Origin of the sequence: Citrobacter sp. Cpo015 (assembly GCF_030333035.1) — a bacterium.
GTDB lineage: Bacteria > Pseudomonadota > Gammaproteobacteria > Enterobacterales > Enterobacteriaceae > Citrobacter > Citrobacter portucalensis.
Genome location: NZ_JAOWGS010000028.1, coordinates 51,847 through 75,200, shown reverse-complemented (window position 1 = coordinate 75,200; position 23,354 = coordinate 51,847). Strand labels below are relative to the sequence as shown.

Annotated in this window: 20 protein-coding genes; 6 read left to right on the top strand and 14 right to left on the bottom strand. The window is 53.7% G+C overall.

The window, feature by feature from the left end; genetic code table 11:
• Nucleotides 1-5 precede the first annotated feature (5 nt).
• From OGY67_RS09610 to pmbA, 5 genes are all read right to left on the bottom strand, one after another.
• Entirely contained in the window at nucleotides 6-305 is a 300-nt protein-coding gene (locus tag OGY67_RS09610) for a DUF4312 family protein (RefSeq protein WP_003025762.1), read from the bottom strand.
• 2 nt (nucleotides 306-307) lie between these two features.
• Nucleotides 308-670 (bottom strand): SFCGS family glycine-rich protein, encoded by a 363-nt coding sequence (locus OGY67_RS09605; RefSeq protein WP_003830384.1) that lies wholly within the window; start codon nucleotides 668-670, stop codon nucleotides 308-310.
• Nucleotides 671-680: 10 nt separating this feature from the next.
• Nucleotides 681-989, bottom strand: a complete 309-nt coding sequence (locus OGY67_RS09600) for a glycine dehydrogenase (RefSeq protein ID WP_003025758.1) — start codon at nucleotides 987-989, stop codon at nucleotides 681-683.
• 332 nt (nucleotides 990-1,321) lie between these two features.
• A complete protein-coding gene (gene cybC, locus OGY67_RS09595) occupies nucleotides 1,322-1,708 on the bottom strand; it encodes a cytochrome b562 (RefSeq protein ID WP_003025756.1) in 387 nt (128 codons plus the stop codon).
• Between the two features lie 86 nt (nucleotides 1,709-1,794).
• Complete coding sequence (gene pmbA, locus OGY67_RS09590; protein WP_003830385.1) at nucleotides 1,795-3,147, bottom strand: metalloprotease PmbA; 1,353 nt, start codon at nucleotides 3,145-3,147, stop codon at nucleotides 1,795-1,797.
• Nucleotides 3,148-3,242: 95 nt separating this feature from the next.
• Between pmbA and yjgA the strand changes: the two genes are divergently transcribed.
• Nucleotides 3,243-3,794, top strand: a complete 552-nt coding sequence (gene yjgA / locus OGY67_RS09585) for a ribosome biogenesis factor YjgA (RefSeq protein WP_008786039.1) — start codon at nucleotides 3,243-3,245, stop codon at nucleotides 3,792-3,794.
• A 99-nt stretch (nucleotides 3,795-3,893) separates the two neighbouring features.
• On the opposite strand, the gene mpl is transcribed toward yjgA, so the two are convergent.
• Nucleotides 3,894-5,270: a UDP-N-acetylmuramate:L-alanyl-gamma-D-glutamyl-meso-diaminopimelate ligase gene (gene mpl / locus OGY67_RS09580; protein ID WP_003830388.1), complete on the bottom strand. Its 1,377-nt coding sequence runs from the start codon at nucleotides 5,268-5,270 to the stop codon at nucleotides 3,894-3,896.
• A 175-nt stretch (nucleotides 5,271-5,445) separates the two neighbouring features.
• On the opposite strand from mpl, the gene fbp reads away from it, so the two are divergent.
• The gene (fbp, locus tag OGY67_RS09575; RefSeq protein ID WP_003830390.1) at nucleotides 5,446-6,444 is read left to right on the top strand and encodes a class 1 fructose-bisphosphatase; all 999 of its coding nucleotides are present in this window, start codon (nucleotides 5,446-5,448) and stop codon (nucleotides 6,442-6,444) included.
• 76 nt (nucleotides 6,445-6,520) lie between these two features.
• Here the strand turns inward: fbp and OGY67_RS09570 are convergent, their stop codons facing one another.
• The 5 genes from OGY67_RS09570 to ytfQ form a co-directional block, all read right to left on the bottom strand.
• On the bottom strand, nucleotides 6,521-7,633 hold the full coding sequence (locus OGY67_RS09570) for a methyl-accepting chemotaxis protein (protein WP_191215219.1): 1,113 nt from the start codon (nucleotides 7,631-7,633) through the stop codon (nucleotides 6,521-6,523).
• A gap of 103 nt (nucleotides 7,634-7,736) precedes the next feature.
• Nucleotides 7,737-8,738, bottom strand: a complete 1,002-nt coding sequence (gene yjfF / locus OGY67_RS09565; protein ID WP_286573892.1) for a galactofuranose ABC transporter, permease protein YjfF — start codon at nucleotides 8,736-8,738, stop codon at nucleotides 7,737-7,739.
• Nucleotides 8,725-9,747, bottom strand: a complete 1,023-nt coding sequence (ytfT, locus tag OGY67_RS09560) for a galactofuranose ABC transporter, ATP-binding protein YtfT (RefSeq protein ID WP_003830397.1) — start codon at nucleotides 9,745-9,747, stop codon at nucleotides 8,725-8,727. The genes yjfF and ytfT overlap by 14 nt, the downstream gene beginning before the upstream one ends.
• Nucleotides 9,748-9,760: 13 nt before the next feature.
• Nucleotides 9,761-11,263, bottom strand: a complete 1,503-nt coding sequence (gene ytfR / locus OGY67_RS09555) for a galactofuranose ABC transporter, ATP-binding protein YtfR (protein WP_286573891.1) — start codon at nucleotides 11,261-11,263, stop codon at nucleotides 9,761-9,763.
• A gap of 103 nt (nucleotides 11,264-11,366) precedes the next feature.
• Complete coding sequence (ytfQ, locus tag OGY67_RS09550; RefSeq protein ID WP_003025728.1) at nucleotides 11,367-12,323, bottom strand: galactofuranose ABC transporter substrate-binding protein YtfQ; 957 nt, start codon at nucleotides 12,321-12,323, stop codon at nucleotides 11,367-11,369.
• 309 nt (nucleotides 12,324-12,632) lie between these two features.
• Between ytfQ and ppa the strand changes: the two genes are divergently transcribed.
• The 3 genes from ppa (at nucleotide 12,633) to OGY67_RS09535 (ending at nucleotide 16,524) form a co-directional block, all read left to right on the top strand.
• The gene (ppa, locus tag OGY67_RS09545) at nucleotides 12,633-13,160 is read left to right on the top strand and encodes an inorganic diphosphatase (RefSeq protein WP_005134479.1); all 528 of its coding nucleotides are present in this window, start codon (nucleotides 12,633-12,635) and stop codon (nucleotides 13,158-13,160) included.
• Nucleotides 13,161-13,359: 199 nt separating this feature from the next.
• The gene (gene yncE, locus OGY67_RS09540; RefSeq protein WP_128612171.1) at nucleotides 13,360-14,430 is read left to right on the top strand and encodes a 7-bladed beta-propeller protein YncE; all 1,071 of its coding nucleotides are present in this window, start codon (nucleotides 13,360-13,362) and stop codon (nucleotides 14,428-14,430) included.
• A gap of 84 nt (nucleotides 14,431-14,514) precedes the next feature.
• Entirely contained in the window at nucleotides 14,515-16,524 is a 2,010-nt protein-coding gene (locus OGY67_RS09535; RefSeq protein WP_286573890.1) for a TonB-dependent receptor domain-containing protein, read from the top strand.
• A gap of 57 nt (nucleotides 16,525-16,581) precedes the next feature.
• On the opposite strand, the gene OGY67_RS09530 is transcribed toward OGY67_RS09535, so the two are convergent.
• Genes OGY67_RS09530 through tamA form a run of 3 tightly spaced genes read right to left on the bottom strand, consistent with a single transcriptional unit; the run spans nucleotide 16,582 to nucleotide 22,435 of the window.
• Entirely contained in the window at nucleotides 16,582-16,926 is a 345-nt protein-coding gene (locus tag OGY67_RS09530; RefSeq protein ID WP_003025723.1) for a gamma-glutamylcyclotransferase family protein, read from the bottom strand.
• 2 nt (nucleotides 16,927-16,928) lie between these two features.
• Nucleotides 16,929-20,705 (bottom strand): autotransporter assembly complex protein TamB, encoded by a 3,777-nt coding sequence (tamB, locus tag OGY67_RS09525; RefSeq protein WP_286573889.1) that lies wholly within the window; start codon nucleotides 20,703-20,705, stop codon nucleotides 16,929-16,931.
• Nucleotides 20,702-22,435, bottom strand: a complete 1,734-nt coding sequence (gene tamA, locus OGY67_RS09520) for an autotransporter assembly complex protein TamA (RefSeq protein WP_204529018.1) — start codon at nucleotides 22,433-22,435, stop codon at nucleotides 20,702-20,704. The genes tamB and tamA overlap by 4 nt, the downstream gene beginning before the upstream one ends.
• Before the next feature lie 212 nt (nucleotides 22,436-22,647).
• Between tamA and msrA the strand changes: the two genes are divergently transcribed.
• Nucleotides 22,648-23,286, top strand: a complete 639-nt coding sequence (gene msrA, locus OGY67_RS09515; protein ID WP_100271598.1) for a peptide-methionine (S)-S-oxide reductase MsrA — start codon at nucleotides 22,648-22,650, stop codon at nucleotides 23,284-23,286.
• Nucleotides 23,287-23,354: the final 68 nt, after the last annotated feature.

Below are 23,354 nucleotides of genomic sequence, written 5' to 3'. Positions count from 1 at the left end.
AAAAATCAGCGTTGCGTAACGAAATCCACCTTGTCGAGATTGATGGCAGTCACGTTGACGGTCACGTCCAGCTCCACGCTGAAAGTGCGTCTTTCCCGGCGCAAAAAGAGGAATAAAAACGCCTCTTTACGCACCGATTCACGCGCTTGAACAACCTGCACATCCTGTGGCTCAATACGCAGTAAGATATGCGGCGACGCTTTCATCACCGCAGCCTGAACGTGGTTCAGGGCATCGGCAAAGGCGCGAGCTTTGGTCTCGCCCTTACCCGTGACTCTCACCGTGGTGGTGAATTGCTCTTTCATGCTTAAGCGCCGTGTTTCTTTTGCCACGCCTGCACCAGGCGCTCGCCGAGCTCTTCTTTGTCCATAAAGCCGAATCCCAGTACGTTGCACCCTTCGTTGATGGCGGTTACCCCTTCATCGACCGAGCGCATGCCGTATTTCGCCTTGTAGCCGTATTTGGTCTGCGCGGTAATCGCACCCGCACCACCGCTGCCGCAAAACGAGATACCAAAGGTGGCGTTTTCCGCTTTCATCACGTCACCCAGCTTCATATCTGCTGCAACGCCCGGCACCACAACGGCACGGCCACCCGCTTTCTCTACGCCTGCCGCCACTTTCTGGCCTTTACCCAGACGATCGCCAATCACTACGGTAATCTGTTCCATCTTTTGCTCCTTAAAGGTTGTCTTTCGCGACTTCGAAGTGCACCGACAGCAGCCAGGCCTCTTCCTCAGGAAGATTGCCAAACTCGGCGACCACGTCGCGGGCAAGCGCCATTGATTCGGCAGATATTTCATCAAACAAGCTGGCATCGACCTCTGGTAAGGGTTCACCCGTTACCGAGCGGTGCGCCATGGCGCGAACATGCGACGTCAGCATCTGTTCCTGTACGGCGTTGGGAATAATGTTGCGTTCACGCAGCAAGGCATACACCTGCGCCAGCATGCGGTCGGCCAGTTCCACCGATTCCCCCATGTCATTCATTACAGCTCCGTTATTCACTCGTCTTACCCCGTTAATGTCTCTGAGGGTAAATTAGCGACGGAGGTTATGAGTTTGTAGCGAGTTGTTTTCCACTTCGAAGTGGAAAGGTGTGCAGCGATAGTGATCTGTGCCGCAAAAAGAGCTGGAACCACGATTTATCACTGGAAGAATGTGATTGAGATCGCAAGAGCGAACAGAAAAATGGAAGGAAGTGCGAACAATGAATGGGCGATAAAAATGAAAAAATGTGATGGGGATAGCGTTTACTTATGGGACGTGCAGTAGCGGGGTGTTGTATCCGACCTACGGGTATGCAGGCCGGATAGCGCAGATTAGCGGAACTTCTTGTGGTTTTCGTTGCGCGTGGTTTTCAGCTCTTCCGCAACGGCTTTCGCCTCTTTAACTTTACCTTCGTTCGCCAGCTTCAACGCACCGTCGATCTGACCGATCAGCGTGTCAAAACCGTGACGGAAATCCTTCATCTCCGGGCTGTCCGGGGATTTGTTTTCCAGCTTCGGCGGCGTTCCCTTTTGCGCGTCCAGCGCGGCTGCACGCATTTTGGTTAACGCATCTTTCAGTTCAGTCGCATTATCCGTTTTTTCGACGATTTTCAGGTTGTCGTTGAGGATCCCCATATCGTCTTCAAGATCGGCTGCAAACGCAGAAGAACCAAGAACCAGCGTTGAAGCTGCGACGATCGCTAACAGGTGTTTACGCATTGCTCACTTCCTTTTTTATTATTCAAAAATAAACAAACGCCAGATACCCTCAATAATTCACGCCACAGCTTGAAGTATGACGGATATTATTGCCCGGCGATCTTCATCTCCGGCAACAGGACCGAACCACACTGAATATTACTGCGCGTTTCAATATCGTTGCCGACGGTGACGATATTACGCCACATCTCTTTTAAGTTACCGGCGATGGTAATTTCACTCACCGGGTACTGAATTTCACCGTTTTCGACCCAGAAGCCCGCCGCGCCGCGCGAGTAATCGCCGGTAATGCCGCTTACGCCCTGTCCCATCAGCTCGGTAACCACAAGACCTGTACCCATCTCTTTGAGCAACTGCTCGAAGCTTAGACCCTGTCCCGGAATTCGCCAGTTGTGGATCCCGCCTGCATGACCGGTGCTCTTAAGCCCCAGCTTACGTGCAGAATAATTGGTCAGCAGCCACTGAGTCAGCACACCGTCTTTAATAATGTCGCGGCGTTCGGTCCGTACGCCTTCGCTGTCGAACGGTGAAGACGCCAGCCCTTTCAGCAGGTGCGGATGTTCTTCAATGGTCAGCCATTCCGGCAGAATTTGCTTGCCCAGCGAGTCGAGCAGGAAGGTGGATTTGCGGTACACCGAGCCGCCTGCAATGGCGCCAACCAGGTGTCCGAACAGTCCGGTCGCCACTTCATTGGCGAAAATCACCGGCGCTTTCATGGTGGAAAGCTTTCGCGGAGACAGGCGAGATAAGGTACGGCGAGCGCAGTCTGCCCCCACCCACTCCGGCGTTTGCAGATCGCCCATCGCCCGGCCAATGGTGTAGGCGTAATCACGCTCCATATCACCATTTTCTTCTGCGATTACGCAGCTGGAAAGGGAATGGCGCGTGGAGCAGTAGCCCTGCAGCATACCGTGGCTGTTGCCAAACACTTTGATACCATAGTGGCTGTTAAAGCTGCCGCCTTCGGTGTTGGTGATGCGTTTGTCGGCCTGCAACGCCGCCTGTTCAGCGCGGGCAGCCAGTTCGATAGCTTCGTCAGGGGAAACTTCCGCCGGGTGGAACAGGTCCAGATCGGGCGCATCAAAGGCCAGCAGTTCTTTATCTGCCACGCCCGCACACGGATCCGGCGAAGTGTAACGTGCAATGTCCAGCGCGGCCTGCACGGTGCGTGCAATCGCCTGCGGGCTTAAATCGGTGGACGATGCGCTGCCCTTACGGTTCTGGTGGTAAACCGTAATCCCCAGTGCACCATCGCTATTGAATTCGACGTTCTCCACTTCACCATAACGGGTGCTGACGCTAATACCCGTGGTCTTGCTCACAGCGACTTCCGCGCCATCCGACTTACCTGATGCTAATTCCAGTGCCGTCGAGACTGCTTCTTCCAGAATCTTACGCTGCGCTTCAACTTGTGAGATTACTTTCATCGCAAATGCCATAATGTAGAGAGAGTTTCTCTGAAGTCTAACAGAGAACCGTTTTTCAGTGCGCATCTTAACTGGTAACATTAGCCTCTTTTTTTAAGGAGCCTGACATGACTAAGCAGCCCGAAGACTGGCTCGACGACGTTCCCGGTGATGACATCGAAGACGAAGACGATGAAATTATCTGGGTCAGTAAAAGTGAAATAAAACGTGACGCCGAGGAGTTAAAACACCTGGGTGTGGAACTGGTAAAACTGGGGAAAAACGCGCTGGATAAAATCCCGCTCGATGCGGATTTACGTGCCGCGATTGAGCTGGCCCAGCGTATTAAGATGGAAGGTCGCCGTCGTCAGCTGCAGCTGATTGGCAAAATGTTGCGCCAGCGCGATGTTGATCCTATCCGTCAGGCGCTGGACAAGCTGAAAAACCGTCACAACCAACAGGTCGTTGTCTTCCATAAGCTGGAGCAACTGCGTGACCGTATGGTTGACGGTAGCGATGAAGCTATCGAAGAAGTGATGAACCTGTGGCCTGACGCCGACCGTCAGCAACTGCGTTCGCTGGTGCGTAACGCCAGGAAAGAAAAAGCGGGCAACAAGCCGCCAAAATCTTCCCGCCAGATCTTCCAGTATCTGCGTGAACTGGCGGAAAACGAGGCCTAACCTCTTCGTCCGCCGAAAGTGCCGGATGGCGGTGCAAATACCTTATCCGGCCTACGATCCGTTGTAGGCCCGGTAAGCGTAGCGCCACCGGGCATTTTTTTACTCTTCTTCTGCCTGAGCTTTCTTCGCCAGACCATCCAGCAGTTTTTGATGAATACCGCCAAACCCGCCGTTGCTCATCACCAGAATGTGATCGCCAGGCTGTGCGGTTTTCACCACCATATCTGCCAGTGCATCCACATCGCCGCTCCAGTGTGCCGGCTGAACGCAGGCTTCAGCGACTTCTGCTACCTGCCACGGAATGTGCGGGGGTTGCAGCAGGAACACTTCGTCTGCACGCCCTAACGACGGCGCCAGGTCATCTTTGCACAAACCCATTTTCATGGTGTTCGAGCGAGGTTCCAGCACCGCGATGATGCGCGCCGTGCCGCCCACTTTACCGCGCAGTGCCGCAAGCGTTGCCAGAATGGCCGTCGGGTGATGGGCAAAATCGTCATACACCGTCACGCCATTGGCTTCACCGCGCAGCTCAAGACGGCGACGGGCGTTGATGAACGAACCCAATGCATTAGCCGCATCCGCAGGCACGACGCCAACATGACGCGCGGCTGCAATCGCCATCAGGCCGTTGTGCATGTTGTGCTCGCCCACCAGGCCCCACTTCACTTCGCCGACTTTTTCACCGTCCAGCCACACTTCCCACTCGGAGGCATCGGTGGTCAGCTTTTTCGCCTGCCAGTGACCTTGTTCGCCCACCAGCTCTTGTTCGCTCCAGCAGCCCATCGCCATCGTCTGTTTCAGATTGATGTCGTTTTCCGGGTAGATGATGCGTCCCTGGCCCGGCACGATACGCACCAGATGGTGGAACTGTTTCTGAATAGCTTTCAGATCGTCAAAGATGTCCGCGTGATCGAACTCAAGGTTATTGAGGATCAGCGTGCGCGGGCAGTAATGCACGAATTTAGAACGCTTGTCGAAGAACGCGCAGTCGTACTCATCCGCTTCAATCACGAAGAAGTCGCTCTCGCCGAGGCGCGCGGAAACCTCAAAGTTGCCCGGAACGCCGCCGATCACAAAGCCAGGTTTATAGCCGCAGGCTTCGAGGATCCAGGTCGCCATTCCGGCGGTAGTGGTTTTGCCGTGCGTACCCGCAACCGCCAGTACCCAGCGATCGCGCAAGACAAAGTCATGCAGCCACTGCGGGCCCGACATGTACGGAATGTTCTTTTCCAGCACCGCTTCCACGCACGGATTACCACGGGTCATGGCATTGCCAATGATCACCAGGTCCGGCTGTGGGTCGAGCTGGCTGGCATCGTAACCCTGAATCAGATCAATGCCTTGCTTCTCAAGTAAGGTACTCATCGGCGGATACACATTGGCGTCCGAACCGGTTACTTCATGACCGAGCGAGCGCGCCAGCATCGCCAGACCGCCCATGAAAGTGCCACAAATTCCCAAAATATGAATGCGCATACGTCACTATCCTTTTTTAATCTGGGGGCCATTTTACGCACATGTCCGGCAAGTGAGAAACGCATTTCAGGATATTCCGCAGTTTGCTGGCGCGATTCACCTAAGCGCAACAAAGGAAATATTTGTTAATATTGTTGCGGTCGCTTTACTCCACATAAATTGCAGGGAAAGTGTTATGAAAACGTTAGGTGAATTTATTGTCGAAAAGCAGCACGAGTTTTCTCATGCTACCGGTGAGCTCACTGCTTTGTTGTCGGCAATAAAGCTGGGCGCCAAGATCATCCACCGCGATATCAATAAGGCCGGTCTGGTCGATATCCTGGGTGCCAGCGGTGCTGAGAACGTGCAGGGAGAGGTTCAGCAAAAACTCGATCTGTTCGCGAACGAAAAACTGAAAGCTGCACTGAAGGCGCGCGACATTGTGGCGGGCATTGCCTCAGAAGAAGAAGATGAAATCGTCGTCTTTGAAGGCTGTGAACACGCTAAATACGTTGTGCTAATGGATCCGCTGGATGGCTCATCCAACATCGATGTTAACGTCTCTGTCGGTACGATTTTCTCTATTTACCGCCGCGTAACCCCAGTCGGCACACCGGTCACGGAAGAGGATTTCCTGCAACCGGGCAACAAGCAGGTTGCTGCAGGTTACGTTGTTTATGGTTCTTCCACCATGCTGGTGTATACCACCGGCTGTGGCGTACATGCCTTCACCTACGATCCTTCTCTGGGCGTATTCTGCCTCAGCCAGGAACGTATGCGCTTCCCGGCGAAAGGCAGCACGTACTCCATTAACGAAGGTAACTACATCAAATTCCCGAACGGCGTGAAGAAGTACATTAAATTCTGCCAGGAAGAAGATAAGCCAACCCAGCGCCCGTATACCTCGCGCTACATTGGCTCTCTGGTTGCAGATTTCCATCGCAATCTGCTGAAAGGCGGGATCTACCTGTACCCAAGCACCGCCAGCCACCCGCAAGGGAAACTGCGTCTGCTGTATGAATGCAACCCGATGGCCTTCCTGGCCGAGCAGGCGGGCGGCAAAGCCAGCGATGGTAAAGAACGCATTCTGGATATCACCCCAGAAAGCCTGCACCAGCGCCGCTCCTTCTTCGTGGGTAACGACCATATGGTTGAAGATGTAGAACGCTTTATCCGCGAGTTCCCGGACGCGTAAGTATCATTCATCGCACGGACGTAGGCCGGATAAAACGCGTAGCGTTGCCATCCGGCCTACAAAATCCATCGTCTGCTTACGCTTTCTGTAGCTTAAATACGGCCATTGCTTCGATTAGCGCTGAAGACTGCTCTTCCAGCGAGCGGGTAGCCGCTGAAGACTGCTGCACCAGCGCCGCGTTTTGCTGCGCCGTTTCATCCATCTGAATTACCGCGATATTCACCTGCTCTATGCCGCGACTCTGTTCCTGGGACGCACTGGCAATTTCACGCATCAGTTTGGTCATACGCATAACCTCGGTCGCGATTTCATCCATGGTTTCGCCCGCCTGCTGCGCCAGTTCACTGCCTTCCCCCACATGGGTGTGCGAATCGCTGATTAGCGTACGGATCTCTTTGGCCGCCTCGGCGCTGCGGCTGGCCAGATTACGCACTTCACCTGCCACAACCGCAAAGCCCCGCCCCTGCTCACCAGCTCGCGCCGCTTCAACGGAAGCATTGAGCGCCAGAATATTGGTCTGGAAAGCAATGCCGTCAATCACGCTGAGGATATCGGCGATTCGGCTGGAACTGCCGGAAATATCGCGCATTTTCTCGATCACATAGCACACCATTTCGCTACCGCGATCGGCAGTATCCGACACCGATTTTGCCAGCTGGTGCGCCTGTTCCGCGTTCTGCGCATTCTGTTTCACCGTCGCCGTGAGTTCTTCCATGCTGGCGGCGGTCTGCTCCAGCGAAGTGGCTGTCGATTCAGTGCGTTGCGCCAGATGCTGGTTACCGGCCGTCAGTTCACGACTGCCAATATCAATTTGCGAGCTGGCATCGCGTACGCGCTGTACCGAGTCGCCCAGCGCATGGCGCATGTCATCCATTGCTGCGTTCAGGCGGTTGAATTCGGCGCTGGCCGACAACGCGGTAACCGGCGACAAATCCCCCGTAGCCAGACGTTCCAGTTGCTCAACCATGTTATCCAACGGTTTGAGAAACTTATTTCGCAGCATAAACCAAATGACCGCCAGCAATGCGATAGCAGCCAACATTGCAGCGCTCATAATACCGTGATAAATCAATGAGGTAATGACACGGGTAGACGCATATAGCCCCATGCTACCGGTCAGTAGCAGAAGGAACGTCAGCAGAGACAATAACACCAACAAACTTGATCGAATTGAAAGGGATTTTGGCATCGTTATATTTCCGGTTGTAGGGTTAAAACAGACCTGTACAGAACCTATCGACTACAACCGGAAAAAGTTTAGGTATTTAAATGTTTTGTGCAAAATCAGTATGTTACTTTGGTGTTGCCGCCGTACCCACTCGGGTAACCGGCGAGCTTTGACGATTTTCCCAAAGCACCGTCAGACCGCGTTGTAACGCTATAAATATAAACAATAAAATGCCAATCGCGATCTTCGTCCACCAGGAACTTAATGTGCCGTCAAAATTAATGTAGGTCTGGATCAGCCCCTGAATGGCGACGCCAAACAACGTCCCTAACACTGTACCGACCCCACCGCTGAGCAGCGTTCCACCAATCACGACTGAAGCAATCGCATCCAGTTCGACGCCAACGCCTGCCAGCGCATAGCCCGCCTGGGTGTAAATGGAAAAGACAATGCCGGCAAGCGTCGCAAGCCCGGTAGACAGCATATAAATGCGGATGGTGGTGCTGCGGGTTGAGATGCCCATCAGGTTGGCAGAGGTGGCGTTGCCGCTAATCGCGTAAACCTGATTACCAAAGCGCGTACGGTGCGCCAGGAATATGCCGATGACGACAACCGCCAGCATCAGCAATCCCATCGCGCTCAGGCGACCACCGCCGGGAATTTTCCATGCCAGGCTTGAGAGCGTGTCATAAACCGGATGATTAATCGGTATAGATTCTTCAGAGACCAGATAGCTGACGCCGCGCAGGAAGAACATTCCCGCCAGAGTGATAATAAATGCCGGGATCTTCAGCGCATCAATCAGTAACCCCATAAACGCACCAAACGCGCAGCCCATCAGCAAAACCAAAGGGAACGCCAGCAGCGGAGAAATGCCCCAATAGCCAATGGCCTTTGCCAGAAATACGCCGGTAAAGGCGATCACCGAGCCAACGGAAAGGTCGATCCCGCCAGAGAGGATTACGAAAGTCATGCCTACGGCAATGATGCCCAGAAAGGCGTTATCGGTCAGGATATTGCAAATGACCCGGGTGGAAGCAAAAGCGGGAAACTGCGTCAGGCAGTAGAGATAACCCAGCACAAACACGCCGAGGGTGATCATCAGCGGTAAATTACGTTTTATCATGACCACGCACTCCTTTTATCAGGCTGATAAAGCGTTGCGACTGCACGACCAGCACACACAACACCACCACGGCTTTGACCACCTGATTCAGTTCCGGCTGGAAGCCCGACAGCAAAATCCCGGTGTTCATGCCCTGAATAATCAATGCGCCTACCACCGACAGCAGCAGGTTAAAGCGCCCGCCCATCAGCGACCCGCCGCCGATAACCACCGCCAGGATGGCATCCAGCTCCAGCCATAATCCGGCGTTATTGGCATCTGCCCCGCGAATATCCGCTGTGACGATAATGCCAGCGATAGCCGCGCACAGGCCGCTCAGCACATAGGTGAGCATCACGATAATGCGGGTGTTCACCCCGGCGTTTTTTGCCGCACGAATGTTGATACCCACCGCTTCGATAAACATACCCAGCGCCGTTTTCCGCGTCAGCAGCCAGAACACCACCAGCGTGAGCAGTGCAATAATTACCGGCGTGGGGAATAGTAAGAGCGAGCCGCTGCCAAACCATGACAGTTCGGGCGAGTTAAAGGTGACGATCTGCCCGGAGGTGATAAGCTGCGCCACCCCGCGCCCGGCCACCATCAAGATTAGCGTGGCGACAAACGGTTGGATCTTGAGGATGGCCACCAGAATCCCATTCCACAGCCCAGCCAGAATACCGGATCCTAAGGCGGCAAGCAGAACCACCGGCAGACTGTGCCCGGCCACCGTCATCGCCGCGGTAGTGGCGCCAGCAATAGCCATGACGGCCCCCACGGAAAGGTCGATGCCGCCGGTAGCAATCACCAGCGTCATACCAATCGCCAACAGCGCCACGGGCGCGGCACGGTTGAGAATATCAATCGGGCTACCGAACAGCCGACCATCCTGCAAAATCACCTGATAAAAGTGCGGCGCGACCAGGCTATCCACCAGCAGCACCAGCAGTAACGCCACCAGCTGTGGCATCCCCTTTGGCCAACGGAACCGCCGTTTAGACGGATTGGATTGAGGGAGAGATTGAGGCATCACCATAGTCTCCTTAGGCCGCAATGGCGTTCATGATCGCCGGTACGGACAGTTCAGCCAGGGGGATCTCGGCCACCTGTTTGCGATCGCGCATAATAATGACCCGATCGGCATAGCCCACTAACTCTTCCAGTTCGGATGAAATGACCAGCAGCGCCAGACCATCCGCGCACAGCGTTTCGATCAGGCGAATGATCTCCGCATGCGCGCCAACGTCGATACCACGCGTGGGTTCATCGAGGATCAGGAACTGTGGTTTGGTCAGTAACCAGCGCGAGAGCAGTACTTTTTGCTGATTACCGCCGGAGAGAAATTCGATCGGCTGCTCAGCGTTCGGAGTACGAATACCAAGCTGGCGGATAAAACGCTCGGCAATCTCGTTTTGCTCTTTCCGAGGAATAGGCCGCAGCCAGCCGCGCTGTGCCTGCAATGCCAGAATGATGTTTTCCCGCACCGAAGCGGCGGCAATAATGCCATCCGTTTTGCGATCCTCCGGACAGAAACCGATCCCCAGACACGAAGCCTGATGTGGCGAGCGCAAAGGCTGCGGTTTGCCTTTGATCAGCGCACTTCCGCTGTCGGCGGGTTTAATACCGAAGATCACCTCCGCCGTTTCCGTTCGCCCGGATCCCAGTAGTCCGGCGAGACCGACGATCTCACCGGGACGCACCTGTAGATCAAATGGCGCGATGGTGCCTTTTTTGCCAAAGCCGCTGAATGCCGCCACCGGTTTATCACTCAGCAACGTGCGGCCCGCACGCTGTAGCGCATGGGTATCCAGTTCACGGCCCAGCATCATTTTGACCAGTTCGATCTGAGGCAGTTCTCGGGTTTCACGGCAGCCAACGAAGCCGCCGTTACGCAGAACGGTAATGCGATCGCTGACCTGATAAACCTGATCAAGAAAGTGGGTGACGAAGATCAGGCTGACGCCCCGATCGCGCAGATGTCGCATCAGGCCAAACAGCATTTCAACTTCCTGAGTATCAAGGCTGGCGGTCGGCTCATCGAGGATCAGCACTTTCGCGGAGAGATCGATCGCCCGACAGATGGCGACGATTTGTTGCATCGCCACGGAAAAGCGGTTCAGCGGCTCGCGCACGTCGAGGGAAAAACCGTATGATGCCATCAACTCCGTCGCGCGTTTTTCCATCTGCTTGCGCTGAAGCAGGCCAAAGCGCCGCGGTTCACGGCCAATAAATAAGTTATCGGCAACCGACATATTGGGCAGCAGGTTCACTTCCTGGTACACGGTGCCAATCCCCAGTTGTTGGGCATGGGCGGTGTTTTTGGGGGTGATCGGTTGGCCTTCGAGCCAGATAGTGCCGCGATCGGCATGGTAAACGCCGGTCAGCGCTTTGATGAGCGTCGATTTGCCGGCTCCGTTTTCTCCCAGCAGCGCCATAATCTCGCCACGACGCAAGCTGAAATCCACGTTATCCAACGCTTTGACGCCGGGAAAGAATTTGCTTAATCCTTCGGTGCGGAGGATTTCCTGATGTTGGTCGGTGGTCATGGTTCCCCCTGCATCACGCCGGATGGCGCTACGCTTATCCGGCCTACAAAAGAGCGTAATGTAGGCCGGGCAAGCGCAGCGCCCCCGGCATTTTCATGAAGGCTTAGTAGCCCATGTTTTTCTTCTTCTCTAACTCTTCTTTTGCCGTATCCGGCAGATAGAGGATCGACTTGGTAATGGTCAGCTTCTCAGGCATCGTGCCGTCTTTTTTGAATTTCTCCAGTGCGTCGAATGCCGGGCCAGCCATATTTGGCGTCAGCTCGACGCTGGCGTTGGCTTCACCGTCAATCATCGCTTTGTAGATATCCGGTACGCCATCGATAGAACCGGTGAGAATATCTTTGCCAGGTTTCAGGCCCGCTTCTTTGATCGCCTGAATCGCACCGATCACCATGTCATCGTTGTGGGCGTAAACCATGCAGATGTTCTTGCCGTTGTTTTCCGCTTTGATAAAGCTCTCCATCACTTCTTTCCCTTTACTGCGGGTGAAGTCACCGGACTGAGAGCGAATAATTTTGATGTTTGGCGCACTGGCAATAGCTTCAGCAAAGCCTTTCTTACGATCGATCGCCACGCTGGCCCCAACGGTCCCTTGCAGCTCAACGACGTTACACGGCTTGCCGTCCACTTGTTTAATCAGCCAGTCGCCGATCAATTTACCTTCCAACACGTTGTCGGCAGTGACGGTGGTCATATAGAGAGATTTGTCTTTTACATCGATGGAACGATCGAGCAAAAAGACCGGAATGTCGGCATCTTTAGCTTCTTTTAAAACCGGCTCCCAACCCGTTGCCACGACCGGCGCAATAAAGATGGCGTCGACGCCCTGCGCAACAAATGAGCGGACTGCTTTAATCTGGTTTTCCTGCTTTTGCTGGCCATCAGCGATTTTCAGCGTAATTCCCCGCTTTTCGGCCTCGCTTTTCGCGACGTTGGTTTCTGCGGCGCGCCAGCCGGATTCAGAGCCAACCTGCGAAAATCCTACGGTTAAAGGGGCTGCCATTGCCATAGACGACATGGCTGCCGAAACTGCTGTGACTAAAAGTAAGCGCTTCCACATAAGTGCGTCCTCGTAGGGTGATTATTGTTGGTTAATTAACCGTTGCGAAAAAACTATAGACAATTGAGCATGTAACGGATTGCGTTACATCACACTTCAAAAAAGTAAATAAAACGTTAATCACAACTTTGTAATCGCTTTCATCTCACTATGAAAAATGCGGCTGAAGATATGGATTTTTCTGTCACGAGAGAGAGGTAAAAAGAAGAAAATGCACGCAGAGAAAGCGAAAACAAGCGGAGACATTCCGCGCGAGTTGGCTATAATACCCGCCACTTGTTTGCCATAGCTTATTTAAAGGAAACAGACATGAGCTTACTCAACGTCCCTGCCGGTAAAGACCTGCCGGAAGATATCTACGTTGTTATCGAGATCCCTGCCAACGCAGATCCGATCAAATACGAAGTTGACAAAGAGAGCGGCGCCCTGTTCGTTGACCGCTTCATGTCCACCGCGATGTTCTATCCGTGCAACTACGGTTACATCAACCACACCCTGTCTCTGGACGGTGACCCGGTTGACGTTCTGGTCCCGACTCCGTACCCGCTGGAGCCAGGTTCAGTGATCCGCTGCCGTCCGGTTGGCGTACTGAAAATGACTGACGAATCCGGTGAAGATGCGAAACTGGTTGCGGTACCGCACACCAAGCTGAGCAAAGAATACGATCACATCAAAGATGTGAACGACCTGCCGGACCTGCTGAAAGCGCAGATCACCCACTTCTTCGAGCACTACAAAGATCTCGAAGCGGGCAAATGGGTAAAAGTTGATGGTTGGGACAACGCTGAAGCTGCTAAAGCTGAAATCGTTGCTTCCTTCGAGCGCGCGAAGAAGTAAGTTCGCGTTAGCTTAAAGCCCTGAACGCCAGCCCCTGGTTAGTAAGGGTTTTTTAATTTCTACTTTCTTTTCCCCCTCCCCTTCGCTGTTTTCTTTTTGACCTACCAGATTGGGTAGTCACATTTCATTTATCTTAATTGCGAATGAGATTTGATCTCATTATCATTCTCAGCATGTAAATAAATGTGAATAAAAGTCAATGAACCTCCACAATGTGAAGTCCCTGAAACGCTATTCCTGCGTGGCTCTCGCCACAGCACTGTTATTTACCAGCCTGTCCAGCGTGGCGCAGACGCTACCTGAGCAAGATTTTCTGACCCGCGACGTTGGCAACGGCGTGTATGAACTGGCGGTTGATAGCCAGCAGAATGCGCTTTTTGCTGCCTCGTCGCCGTCGTTTGATAAAGATAAAACCAGCGGGCTTATCTATAAACTCGATCTGGAGAAGCTCACCACGACTGAAGTTATCGAAACCAGCCGTCGTGCCTTTGCCACTGCCCTGGATGCAGGAAACCAGGTGCTCTATGTCGGCAACACGCTGGAGGGTTCGGTCACGCTCATTGATACCCGCAGCGGTAAAGAGCTGGCGATACTGCAACTGAGCGAAGCCAAAAACCCGAAAGAAATTGTCCATACCCGCGAAATGGTGCTCGATAAACAGCATCACCGCCTGTACGTTTCCGGCGTGGCTGAAAAGGGTATTGTCTGGGTGGTGGATACGCAAAAGCGCGAGAAAATCGCCACCCTTGAAAACATGGGCCAGTATCCGACCGGCATGGCCGTAGATGCCAATAAGAACCGCCTGTATGTCGTAAATGGCCGCAACGAACTTATTACGCTGGATACCACTAACCATCAAATTATTAACCGCTTTAGTATTGAGCCAGGCAAAAAACATTTTTTCCTGAATATTGCTTTGGATGCAAAAAATAATCGCGCATTCCTGACCGATCCTGATTTAGCGGATGTACTGGTTGTTGATATTAATACCGGTAAGGTTATTGCGCCCATTAAGGTTATCAACTCGCTGGCAGTGATATATAACGAAAAGCGCCAGGAAGTGTATATCACCCACCGTAATGCAAAGCGCATCAGCATTGTGGACAGCAAGACTTATCAGGTAAAACAAAGCATTGAAACCAATGCGTTACCTAACAGCCTGGCGCTCTCGTCTGATGCCAACACCCTGTATGTCAGCGTCAAACAGCCGGAAAAAATGACCGGTGTGAAGCCCGACTACGTGCTGAAAATCGACCTCTCCAAATATTAATAATTAAAAACGCTTCTGACACCTTGCAGCTTTTCTGGGCTGCAAGGTGATGCTTTTATTTTTTACTTTTCAGGTGTCTATATTATGAAAACGCGTCAACTTATTACGCTGACAGGGATCGTTGCATTCTCAGGCGGTGTTATTTTCCCCACTCAGGCAGAAGAACTCACCGAAACCTCACGCAATAGCGAAGATGAAATGGTGATCACCGCATCCGGGTTCTCGCAGCAAAAGCGCGAAGCGCCGGCCACCATTTCCGTTATCGATCGTAAAACGCTGGATATTCAGCCGGACCGTAGCATTGGTGAAGCGATTAAAAACCTTCCTGGCGTCTCGGTCACCAACAGCAGCGGTATGAACGCTGGCAGCATTATGATTCGCGGCATGGACCCGTCCTATACCGCGTTTATGGTCAACAGCGTCAAACAAAATACCGGTGAATCTCGCCCTTACGGACATGACATCGGTACTGAAGCCAACTTCTTACCGCCGATGGAGGCCATTGAGCGTATCGAAGTTATCCGCGGGCCCATGTCCTCGCTGTACGGCTCAGATGCCATCGGCGGTGTGGTCAACGTGATTACCAAAAAACCGTATGGCGCAAAAGAGTGGACGACGGCAATTGCCGCCAATACCTGGCTTCAGGAACACCAGTATTTGGGTAATACCAGCCAGATGAATCTGTTTACCATGGGGCCGATTGTGCCCGATGTTCTCGGCCTTAGCGTAGCGGCCGACTGGCTCGACCGTCGCGATGACGATCGCAATAACTATTTCGGTAAACACAACCGTAAATCCGTTGATATGACGCTGGGCCTGGCCGCTAGCGAAAATAACCTGTTCGACCTCAATGTGGTCACCGGTGAGCAGGAGAAAAACCGTACCCAGAAGCGCGGCGCGCCGTGGTCATGGCTGTTCGATCGTAACGCCGCCACCTTAACGCATACCGGCTGGTATGCCGACGACACCATTGCAACGACCAACTACATAAACTATGAAAAAGGCCGTTCGAAGTACGTTTATGACGGCCAGTCGCCGCAGTATGTACAGATGGAGAACTACGTCGCTAATTCGCAAACCACCTTCACGCTCGACAACCATAAACTGACAGTTGGGGCGAATTTCACCCGCGAAGAGCTGAATGACCGCTTTGATGTGACCAACAAAACGCTGCCCGGATCTGAGCCAGTGACAAAAATCAGCCGTAACGGTTGGGCATTGTTTGCTGAAGACGGCTGGAGCATTGACGACTTCATCCTGACCACATCAGCGCGTATGGACCAGGATGATAACTTTGGCACACATATTACGCCGAAAATGTACGGTAACTGGGCCTTCAGCAATGACTGGGCGCTGAAGGGCGGCGTTTCCGCAGGTTATAAAAAACCTGAGCTGCGTGCGACATCCAGCGACTTTGTCACCCCATACGGCTCGACCGTACCTTATCCCTTCCTGACCGTCGGTAACGACGATCTGAAACCAGAACAAAGCGTTAACTCTGAGCTGGGCCTCTACTGGACGGGGAATGCGCTGTCACTGGATAGCACCGTCTTCTATACGCAGTTCAAAGACAAAATTGCTGAACAAACCATTTGCGAAACTACATCGACGAATCAGTGCTCCGTGAATGGCTACAAGGCGGACTCCGTCAGTAAATACTTCAACGTCAGCAAAGCGGACGTGTACGGCATAGAACTGAATGCCGACTGGCAGATTAGCGCCGATGTAAAAGCCAACGCTAACTACACCTGGAACCATAGCGAACAGAAAAGCGGCGTAAACAAAGGCTACGCGCTCAACGATTATCCGCGCCATATGGCGAACCTGTCGCTGAACTGGGCGGCAACGCAGAGTCTGGACGTATGGAGTACGGTGAATTACCGCAGCAGTAACCGCAACAGCGGCAATAACTATAAGTACGATGACTACACGATGGTCGACGTAGGCGTACGTTATAAGCTCAATAAGCACACGCAGCTGATGGCAGGGATCTACAACGTGCTGGATGAAGATCCGAAACTGACGACTGCATGGAATGAATCCGCGCAGGTGGAAGGACGCCGCTATAACCTCGGCGCGCGCGTGGAGTTTTAAGCCTTTAATAAACAACGCCACCCGAAGGCGGCGTTGTTTATTCTGGTAGACGATATATCAGTACTGGTCTCTGTCTAACCAGTTACCGCTTTCAATCAGCGTTAAGCCATCAACCGGACGTTGGTACACGTACATCCATGCACTTCCGTACGGCGTTTGAATTAACTGGCGTGCGTATTCACCGCCGCGGGTACGCAGAGCGTCAAGCTCTGCCAGCGTGGCGTTATCAATACGATAAACTTCCCCGTGTACTGTTCCATTTCCCGGAACCGCGCCTGGATAGTGGCCCAGGCTGTACAACTGGTAGTTATCGATACTGAAATTTCCCAGCAACAGGGCATTGGTCATCCAGTGGCTGTTGCCTTGTTTGGTTCGTAAACTGCCGTAGACAAATATTCGCATTGCTAAAACTCGAACTGATAGAGCAAATCAAGTGCCTGATCTACGCCAGACACTGCTTCCAGATATAGCTTAGGCATCAGACGATAACGTAGCGTGAGTGTCGCTAAGGAGTCAAATATACCCACACCATATTTCACCTGCAGACCTGGCAGTACGTATCCGCTGACAACCACCTGAGATGAGTCGCCCACCCCTTGCGTGTCCAGTGCCAGATTGCTTACGCCAAATGTCTCCCCGATTTTACCCACAACCTGACCACTTTGTGCAACCCCCAGACCAATAAGCATTGAAGTCATCGCTGCGCTATCGCTCTGTTCACTATCCAGCCCTTGTCCACGTAGCAGGTAGGAAAGCGCCATTTGCTGCGACATTGCCGGGTCGGAGAAGATCTCCGCCTTCGGTTCATCGGCGGTACCGGTGACGCGAACGCCAGCGATCACGTCGTCTTCGGTGGCATCTGGGTTACGAATCGCTTCGATGTTGAGCAACGGCTGATCCGGCGGACCGGAGAACAACAGCTCGCCCTTACGCACAATCAGATCCTGACCATAGGCGTGGAAGCGACCGCTCGGGATATTAATTTGCCCGTTAAGCCCCAGACCTTGCTTATCCTGCACCACTTTCAGATCGCCCGTCAGACGCGCTTTCAGACCAAAGGCGTCAAGACGCACGTTGTTACCGACGTGGATGTTCAGGTTGCTGTTGATCGGAATGCCGGCGGTCTGCGGTTTCTCGGGCTGCAGGTTGTTGTTAAGCATAACCATATCGCTGGAAACCCCAACCGCACTTTCCGGCAGGTCATGTACCACGATACGCGCCCACGGCACATCCACGTTGCCATCGAGAGTAAACAGGCTCGGCGTGGCTTCAAAGACCACGTCCGGCGATACGTCGAGGCGGACCATCGGCGGTACGGTAATACGCACCCTGCTGCCTTTAGCCGCAACACGCGCCCGCCAGTTGTCTATCTGACTCCAGTCGGCATCGCCGCTCAGGTTAATTTCTCCCTGCTGCGTACGCACCACGCCCGCCAGCGTTGAGCGTGTTCCATTGAAGTTAACGGCTAACTGGCTTGGCTGCATGTCAAACGGCATGAAGTTACCGTCAATATCCAGACCACTCAGTTGCAGCTGTCCGAGCAACTGCGGGCTTTGCACATCGCCGCCCAGCCGCAGGTTGGCGTTGATCATCCCTGCCGCTTTTTCACCGCGCGAGAAGATAGGGTTCACCATCGCCAGATTGAAGTTGCGAATATTGACGTTACCGCCCAGATTACGACGCCCTTGCGGGTCCGTTACCTGCACCTGTCCGTCAAACTGCCCGTTGTTGGTCAGACGAATTAGCCAGCCCAACTCGGCACGGTTATTGTGCAGGTCGGCGGTCAGATTCAGCGTTTCAAACGCCACGGGGAGCGGGGCATCATTCACGCTTTGCGTGACCTTGACGTTACGTCCGCTCAGGGTGACCTGCCCCTGTGGCAGCCCCTCTTTGGTGGTGTCCCAGCTCACATCAGCTTTGCCAGTGAACACACCGCTGGCCTGGGTTGTCTCCGGCATAAACGGTTTTAGCATCGCCAGGTCGAAGCGGTTAAGATTCACCACCGCGCGACCTTCTGCACCGGCATCAATGGTTTGTGGTACGCACAGCTCCGCATTCGGGTTGTTCCAGCAGTGCGGTCCGATACTAATTTTCTGTTCCTGATTACGATAATCCAGCGCGATAGCCCGGTTGAGCGACCACGGACCGACCGGCGTCTGGAAGCGGGTATTGCTTAACTCCCCTTTCCAGCGCTGTTCTTTGCGATCAAAGCTCCCGGCAAGATCCAGTTGCCCGGAAACCGGCTCACCCTGAATGCGTAACTGCAGCTCATGCTGCTTTTCACTGCCTTTGGCGTTGAGCGTTACCAGACCAATATTCACGTCAGGTTGTACAATTCGCTCTACACGAACGTTGAGATTACCGGCGATTTGCTCGGCCGATTTCACATCGCCTTCGACGCGCACCTGAGCAACGGAAAGTTCCTGCCAGCGCAGACCACGGGCGGTAATATCCGCCAGCAGCTGTGGTGCTTCAACCGTACCGCGAACTTTTACCAGCCCTTTCGCCGTACCGCCCAGCCCCGGCAGCGCGTTATCCAGGCTTGGGGCATCAATCGTCGCGTCGAGGTTGAGGTCTTTAACCCCCAGCTCGCCTTTTACGTCCGAACTGTTACGTCCCAGTTCCAGATGCAGGCCCGGAATCGTCCACTGCAGGTAGCTGTTCCCCTTCAGCGAACCGTTCACATTGACCTTGTTCTGCTTCACGTTGCCGGTCAGCTTCAGCTCCGGAACCTCCATCTGCCAGCTTCCGCCGTACAGACTGCCGCGCGTTTTCACCAGGCCATTCAGTTTTGACGGCCAGTCCGGGATCGCTTTCGCGGTATTGATACCATCCAGCGTTAGCTCCCCGCGCCAGCTGATCGCCTGCTGCCAGTCCACCAGCGCTTTCAGCTCGGTTTTCCCTTCCAGCGCCGCAACGCTGAGTTTGTCGAGATTAATCTGCTGCTCGTTGCCTTTGGCGTCCAGCGTGATGGTAGCTGGAGGAATATCCTGACCTTTCACGGCGGTACGCATCGACAGCGTATAGTCGGTCATCTTGCCGGTCAGTTTGAGCTTGATGTCATCGGCCTGGAACTGTTTCTCACCGGTAAACGGCCAGTAAACCTGCTTACTTACCACCTCAATGTTGAGCGGCAATCCGGCTTCTGCCAGGCGCGTCTGTGCACGCAGGTCCATATCTACCGGACCAGACAGATTGACGCCGACTTCCAGCTGTTCGCGCAGCGCGCCGCCAACCTTCAGCTTCACCTTTTCGCCTTTTAACGGGTCGATGTTTAGCGTGCTGTTTAACGTAATATCAACCGGCCACGTGTCGGTCAGCTGCGCCGTGCCGCTGGCTTTTACCGTTCCCTGATTCGAGTCGATATCCAGCGCGTCGAGCTTCATGTTGCCGTCAATGCTGCTCACTTTCAGCAGCATACTATGTACTGTTAAATCCGTATCCCCGGTCACACGCAGCTGCTCGCCGCGAAACTCTTCAATATTGAGATTGAGCGGCAGATGGACATCGGTCATTTCCGGCAGTACCGGCTTTGAGAACAGATCTTTTAGCGTTTCCCCGAGCGGCTTTTCATCCGGCTGCGGGTTTTGAATCTTCGGTTCGACAACCTCTTCCTGTGCCACTTCCGCCACTTTAGGCAGAGCAATCAGCAGCCCCTGTAATGACGTTGGCTTCAGCGTCAGCGTTTTTTCCTGCCAGTTCAGGCCGGAGGTAAAATCCAGCACTGAAACCGTGGTGTCATCGATTTTGATATTGATGTTGTTCAGCGCCACGCGCGAAAGCGTGATGGGGTAAGGCGTGGAAAGATTAAGCGGACCGCTCTCTTCTTCCTCAACCGGCGCGGATGGCGGCATCTTTTTGCTGTCGATCGCCACGTTGATGTTTTTCAGCGCCAGATCGTTGACGCACAGGCTGCTGTCCCACAGACAGTTAAGCCCCACGGCCAAATGCACTTCACCAGCATTCACCGCCACGCCAGGCTGGTCGTAGCGAATATTTTTCAGTGATAGATCCCGCCAGCCGCCGGTGACCTGACCAATTTCCAGACCCGGAACCCAACGATTAGCGGCTTTGAAGATCAGATGCAGGCCCGAGGTGGTACCGACGAGGAACGCCACCGAGCCTAACAACAGCAGGATAAAAATCAGCACGCCGAGGCTTATCTTCTTCCATAAACTCATAATTCAGGCCCCAGACCGATGTAAAACTGTAAACCATGTTCATCTTTGTCGCCGACCGGGACGGCAAAGTCGAGCTTGATAGGCCCAACCGGCGATTGCCAGCGTACGCCGACCCCGGCACCGGTTTTGAAATCGCTTCGGCGAATATCGCTGACCGCTTCACCGCTATCGACAAACATCGCGCCCCACCATTTACCGGTCACGTTGTACTGGTATTCCAGCGAGCCAGTTGCCAGCTTGGAGGCCCCTTTCAGCTTGCCGTCGCTGCCTTCCGGCGAAATAGATTTGTATTTGTAGCCACGAATACTGCGATCGCCCCCGGCGAAGAAACGCAGGTCCGGCGGCACTTTGTCGAAGTCTCCGGTTTCAATCCAGCCGAGATTACCGCGCATCACAAAGCGATGCCTGTCGTACAGCGTGCGGATCCAGACGTTTTGCGCCTGGAAAACGGAGAAATCAACATCTGAACCCCAGGCCGTGTTCGAGTAATCAATAGAGTAGCGCTGGGAATCGCCCCAGACAGGCATCAGGCCGCCGCGTGAACGCGTCCGGCTGATCATCACGCCCGGATAGAGCAGCATAGTGGTGTTGGTGACGTTCCCCTGGGTAAAGTGGTCGAGGCTCCAGCGCAGGTTAATCGCGCGCTGCCAGCCGCTGGAGAGGTCCCAGTAGCGGGAAACCGCAAGCGTTGTGGAATCCTGCTCGGTGTCGTTTAAATCGGTACGCTTAAACCCGCCCTGTACCAGGTAATACTGCTCCAGCGGGTTCTTTAACAGCGGCATTTTATAGCTGAAATCAAGCACCTGCTCCGGCGCCGAGATACTGGCGCTGGTCGTCAGGCTGTGCCCGTAGGAGTTCATCCACGGCTTTTTCCACGAGGTCTTCACCCGTGGCCCGACGTCAGTTGAATAACCGCCCCCTGTTTCGATGGTGTTTTCGGTTCGCGGTGAGACCACGCCTTTCAGCGGCAGCACCTTGGTTTTGCGGGCTTTATCAAACTCCGGTGCGACAACCACAGAATTAAACCATCCGGTCGCCGACAGACGACGGTTCAGTTCGCCCAGATCTTTCGACTCGTACTCTTCACCTTCTTTAAAGGGCACCAGATTTTGCAGATACTCATCGCGAATTTGCGAGCCTTCAAAGGTGACATGCCCAAAGCGATAGCGTTCGCCGCTGTTGTAATCGATATCCCAGAACGCCTGGCGGCGCTCAAGCGCTATCCCGAGCTGGCTTTTATTAAATTCACTGTCGAAATAACCTTTACGCAGCGCCACGCTGGTGAGTGACTTTTTGAAGTTGTCATAGTCCCCCTGATTCAGCACGGTGCCGATTGCCGGGCGCGTTTTCAGCAGATCCAGATAATCTTTATCCGTACGCGCGCCACCGCGCAAAATCACCTCAGTGCCACCAATCAGCACCGGCTCGCCAGGGGTCACTTTGGCAATCAGCACCTGGCGGCCTTTTGCCGGCGGTGGACGCAGTTCAAAATCAATGGTCGGCTCAAAGTAGCCCAGCGCTTTTAGCCCTTCGCGGATGGCATCATCAACGCGCGCACGAAAGCGTCGGTCTGGAGTGACTTCATCACTTTGAATCGTGGACAGCTGCGCACGGACGTTTTTCTCCAGCGGTCCTGATAATCCTTCGACCTGTAAGCGAACATTCGCGGCGGCGGCGGAGCCACTTAAGCACAGTAATCCCACCCAACATAACTGACGGATATGTGGCACATTTTCTCCTGAATATCCTTTTTTCCCACCCCTGGAAAAAAATACTATGCCGTTCCTCGGCTTAACAAAAAATCAACAATAAGAGTTGAAAAACAGACGACAACCCAAATATTTCTTATGTTTAACTCTAGACGTATTCACGCCGTTTATTGTGGGCAAAGACGCGTCTCGTTACAACCTTAACCCAAATGACTGATTTCGGGAGAACGGCCATGAGTTTATTTGATAGAAAGCATCTTGTTACTCAAGCAGATGCGCTACCTGGACGCAACACCCCGATGCCAGTGGCAACGCTGCATGCGGTTAACCAACATTCGATGACCAACGTGCCCGACGGTATGGAGATAGCTTATTTCGCCATGGGATGCTTCTGGGGCGTTGAGCGTTTATTTTGGTCATTGCCAGGGGTCTACAGCACCGCAGCCGGGTACACCGGCGGCTACACCCCAAACCCAACCTATCGTGAAGTGTGTTCTGGCGATACCGGGCATGCCGAAGCGGTACGCATCGTCTATGACCCGCATGTTATCAGCTACGAACAACTGCTGCAGGTGTTCTGGGAAAATCACGACCCGGCTCAAGGCATGCGTCAGGGGAACGACCAGGGCACGCAGTATCGCTCCGCCATTTACCCGTTAACGCCGGAACAAACCACCGCCGCACAGGCCAGCCTTGAACGTTTTCAGGCAGCAATGACCGCCGCAGGCGACGAGCGCACCATTACCACGGAAATCACTACGGCAACCCCGTTCTATTATGCCGAGGACGATCACCAGCAGTATCTGCACAAAAATCCTTATGGATATTGTGGCATTGGTGGTATTGGTGTTTGCCTGCCGCCACAAGGATAATTTCCCCCTCTGGCGACTTTACAGTACCTTACGCTATACTAGCTTCTGAATTTACCGGCTCACTTCCA

What these genes read in the sequence shown, in the direction of transcription:
- OGY67_RS09610 (WP_003025762.1), bottom strand. Translation starts at nt 305, where the DNA reads ATGAAAGAGCAATTCACCACCACGGTGAGAGTCACGGGTAAGGGCGAG.
- OGY67_RS09605 (WP_003830384.1), bottom strand. Translation starts at nt 670, where the DNA reads ATGGAACAGATTACCGTAGTGATTGGCGATCGTCTGGGTAAAGGCCAG.
- OGY67_RS09600 (WP_003025758.1), bottom strand. Translation starts at nt 989, where the DNA reads ATGAATGACATGGGGGAATCGGTGGAACTGGCCGACCGCATGCTGGCG.
- cybC (WP_003025756.1), bottom strand. Translation starts at nt 1,708, where the DNA reads ATGCGTAAACACCTGTTAGCGATCGTCGCAGCTTCAACGCTGGTTCTT.
- pmbA (WP_003830385.1), bottom strand. Translation starts at nt 3,147, where the DNA reads ATGGCATTTGCGATGAAAGTAATCTCACAAGTTGAAGCGCAGCGTAAG.
- yjgA (WP_008786039.1), top strand. Translation starts at nt 3,243, where the DNA reads ATGACTAAGCAGCCCGAAGACTGGCTCGACGACGTTCCCGGTGATGAC.
- mpl (WP_003830388.1), bottom strand. Translation starts at nt 5,270, where the DNA reads ATGCGCATTCATATTTTGGGAATTTGTGGCACTTTCATGGGCGGTCTG.
- fbp (WP_003830390.1), top strand. Translation starts at nt 5,446, where the DNA reads ATGAAAACGTTAGGTGAATTTATTGTCGAAAAGCAGCACGAGTTTTCT.
- OGY67_RS09570 (WP_191215219.1), bottom strand. Translation starts at nt 7,633, where the DNA reads ATGCCAAAATCCCTTTCAATTCGATCAAGTTTGTTGGTGTTATTGTCT.
- yjfF (WP_286573892.1), bottom strand. Translation starts at nt 8,738, where the DNA reads ATGATAAAACGTAATTTACCGCTGATGATCACCCTCGGCGTGTTTGTG.
- ytfT (WP_003830397.1), bottom strand. Translation starts at nt 9,747, where the DNA reads ATGCCTCAATCTCTCCCTCAATCCAATCCGTCTAAACGGCGGTTCCGT.
- ytfR (WP_286573891.1), bottom strand. Translation starts at nt 11,263, where the DNA reads ATGACCACCGACCAACATCAGGAAATCCTCCGCACCGAAGGATTAAGC.
- ytfQ (WP_003025728.1), bottom strand. Translation starts at nt 12,323, where the DNA reads ATGTGGAAGCGCTTACTTTTAGTCACAGCAGTTTCGGCAGCCATGTCG.
- ppa (WP_005134479.1), top strand. Translation starts at nt 12,633, where the DNA reads ATGAGCTTACTCAACGTCCCTGCCGGTAAAGACCTGCCGGAAGATATC.
- yncE (WP_128612171.1), top strand. Translation starts at nt 13,360, where the DNA reads ATGAACCTCCACAATGTGAAGTCCCTGAAACGCTATTCCTGCGTGGCT.
- OGY67_RS09535 (WP_286573890.1), top strand. Translation starts at nt 14,515, where the DNA reads ATGAAAACGCGTCAACTTATTACGCTGACAGGGATCGTTGCATTCTCA.
- OGY67_RS09530 (WP_003025723.1), bottom strand. Translation starts at nt 16,926, where the DNA reads ATGCGAATATTTGTCTACGGCAGTTTACGAACCAAACAAGGCAACAGC.
- tamB (WP_286573889.1), bottom strand. Translation starts at nt 20,705, where the DNA reads ATGAGTTTATGGAAGAAGATAAGCCTCGGCGTGCTGATTTTTATCCTG.
- msrA (WP_100271598.1), top strand. Translation starts at nt 22,648, where the DNA reads ATGAGTTTATTTGATAGAAAGCATCTTGTTACTCAAGCAGATGCGCTA.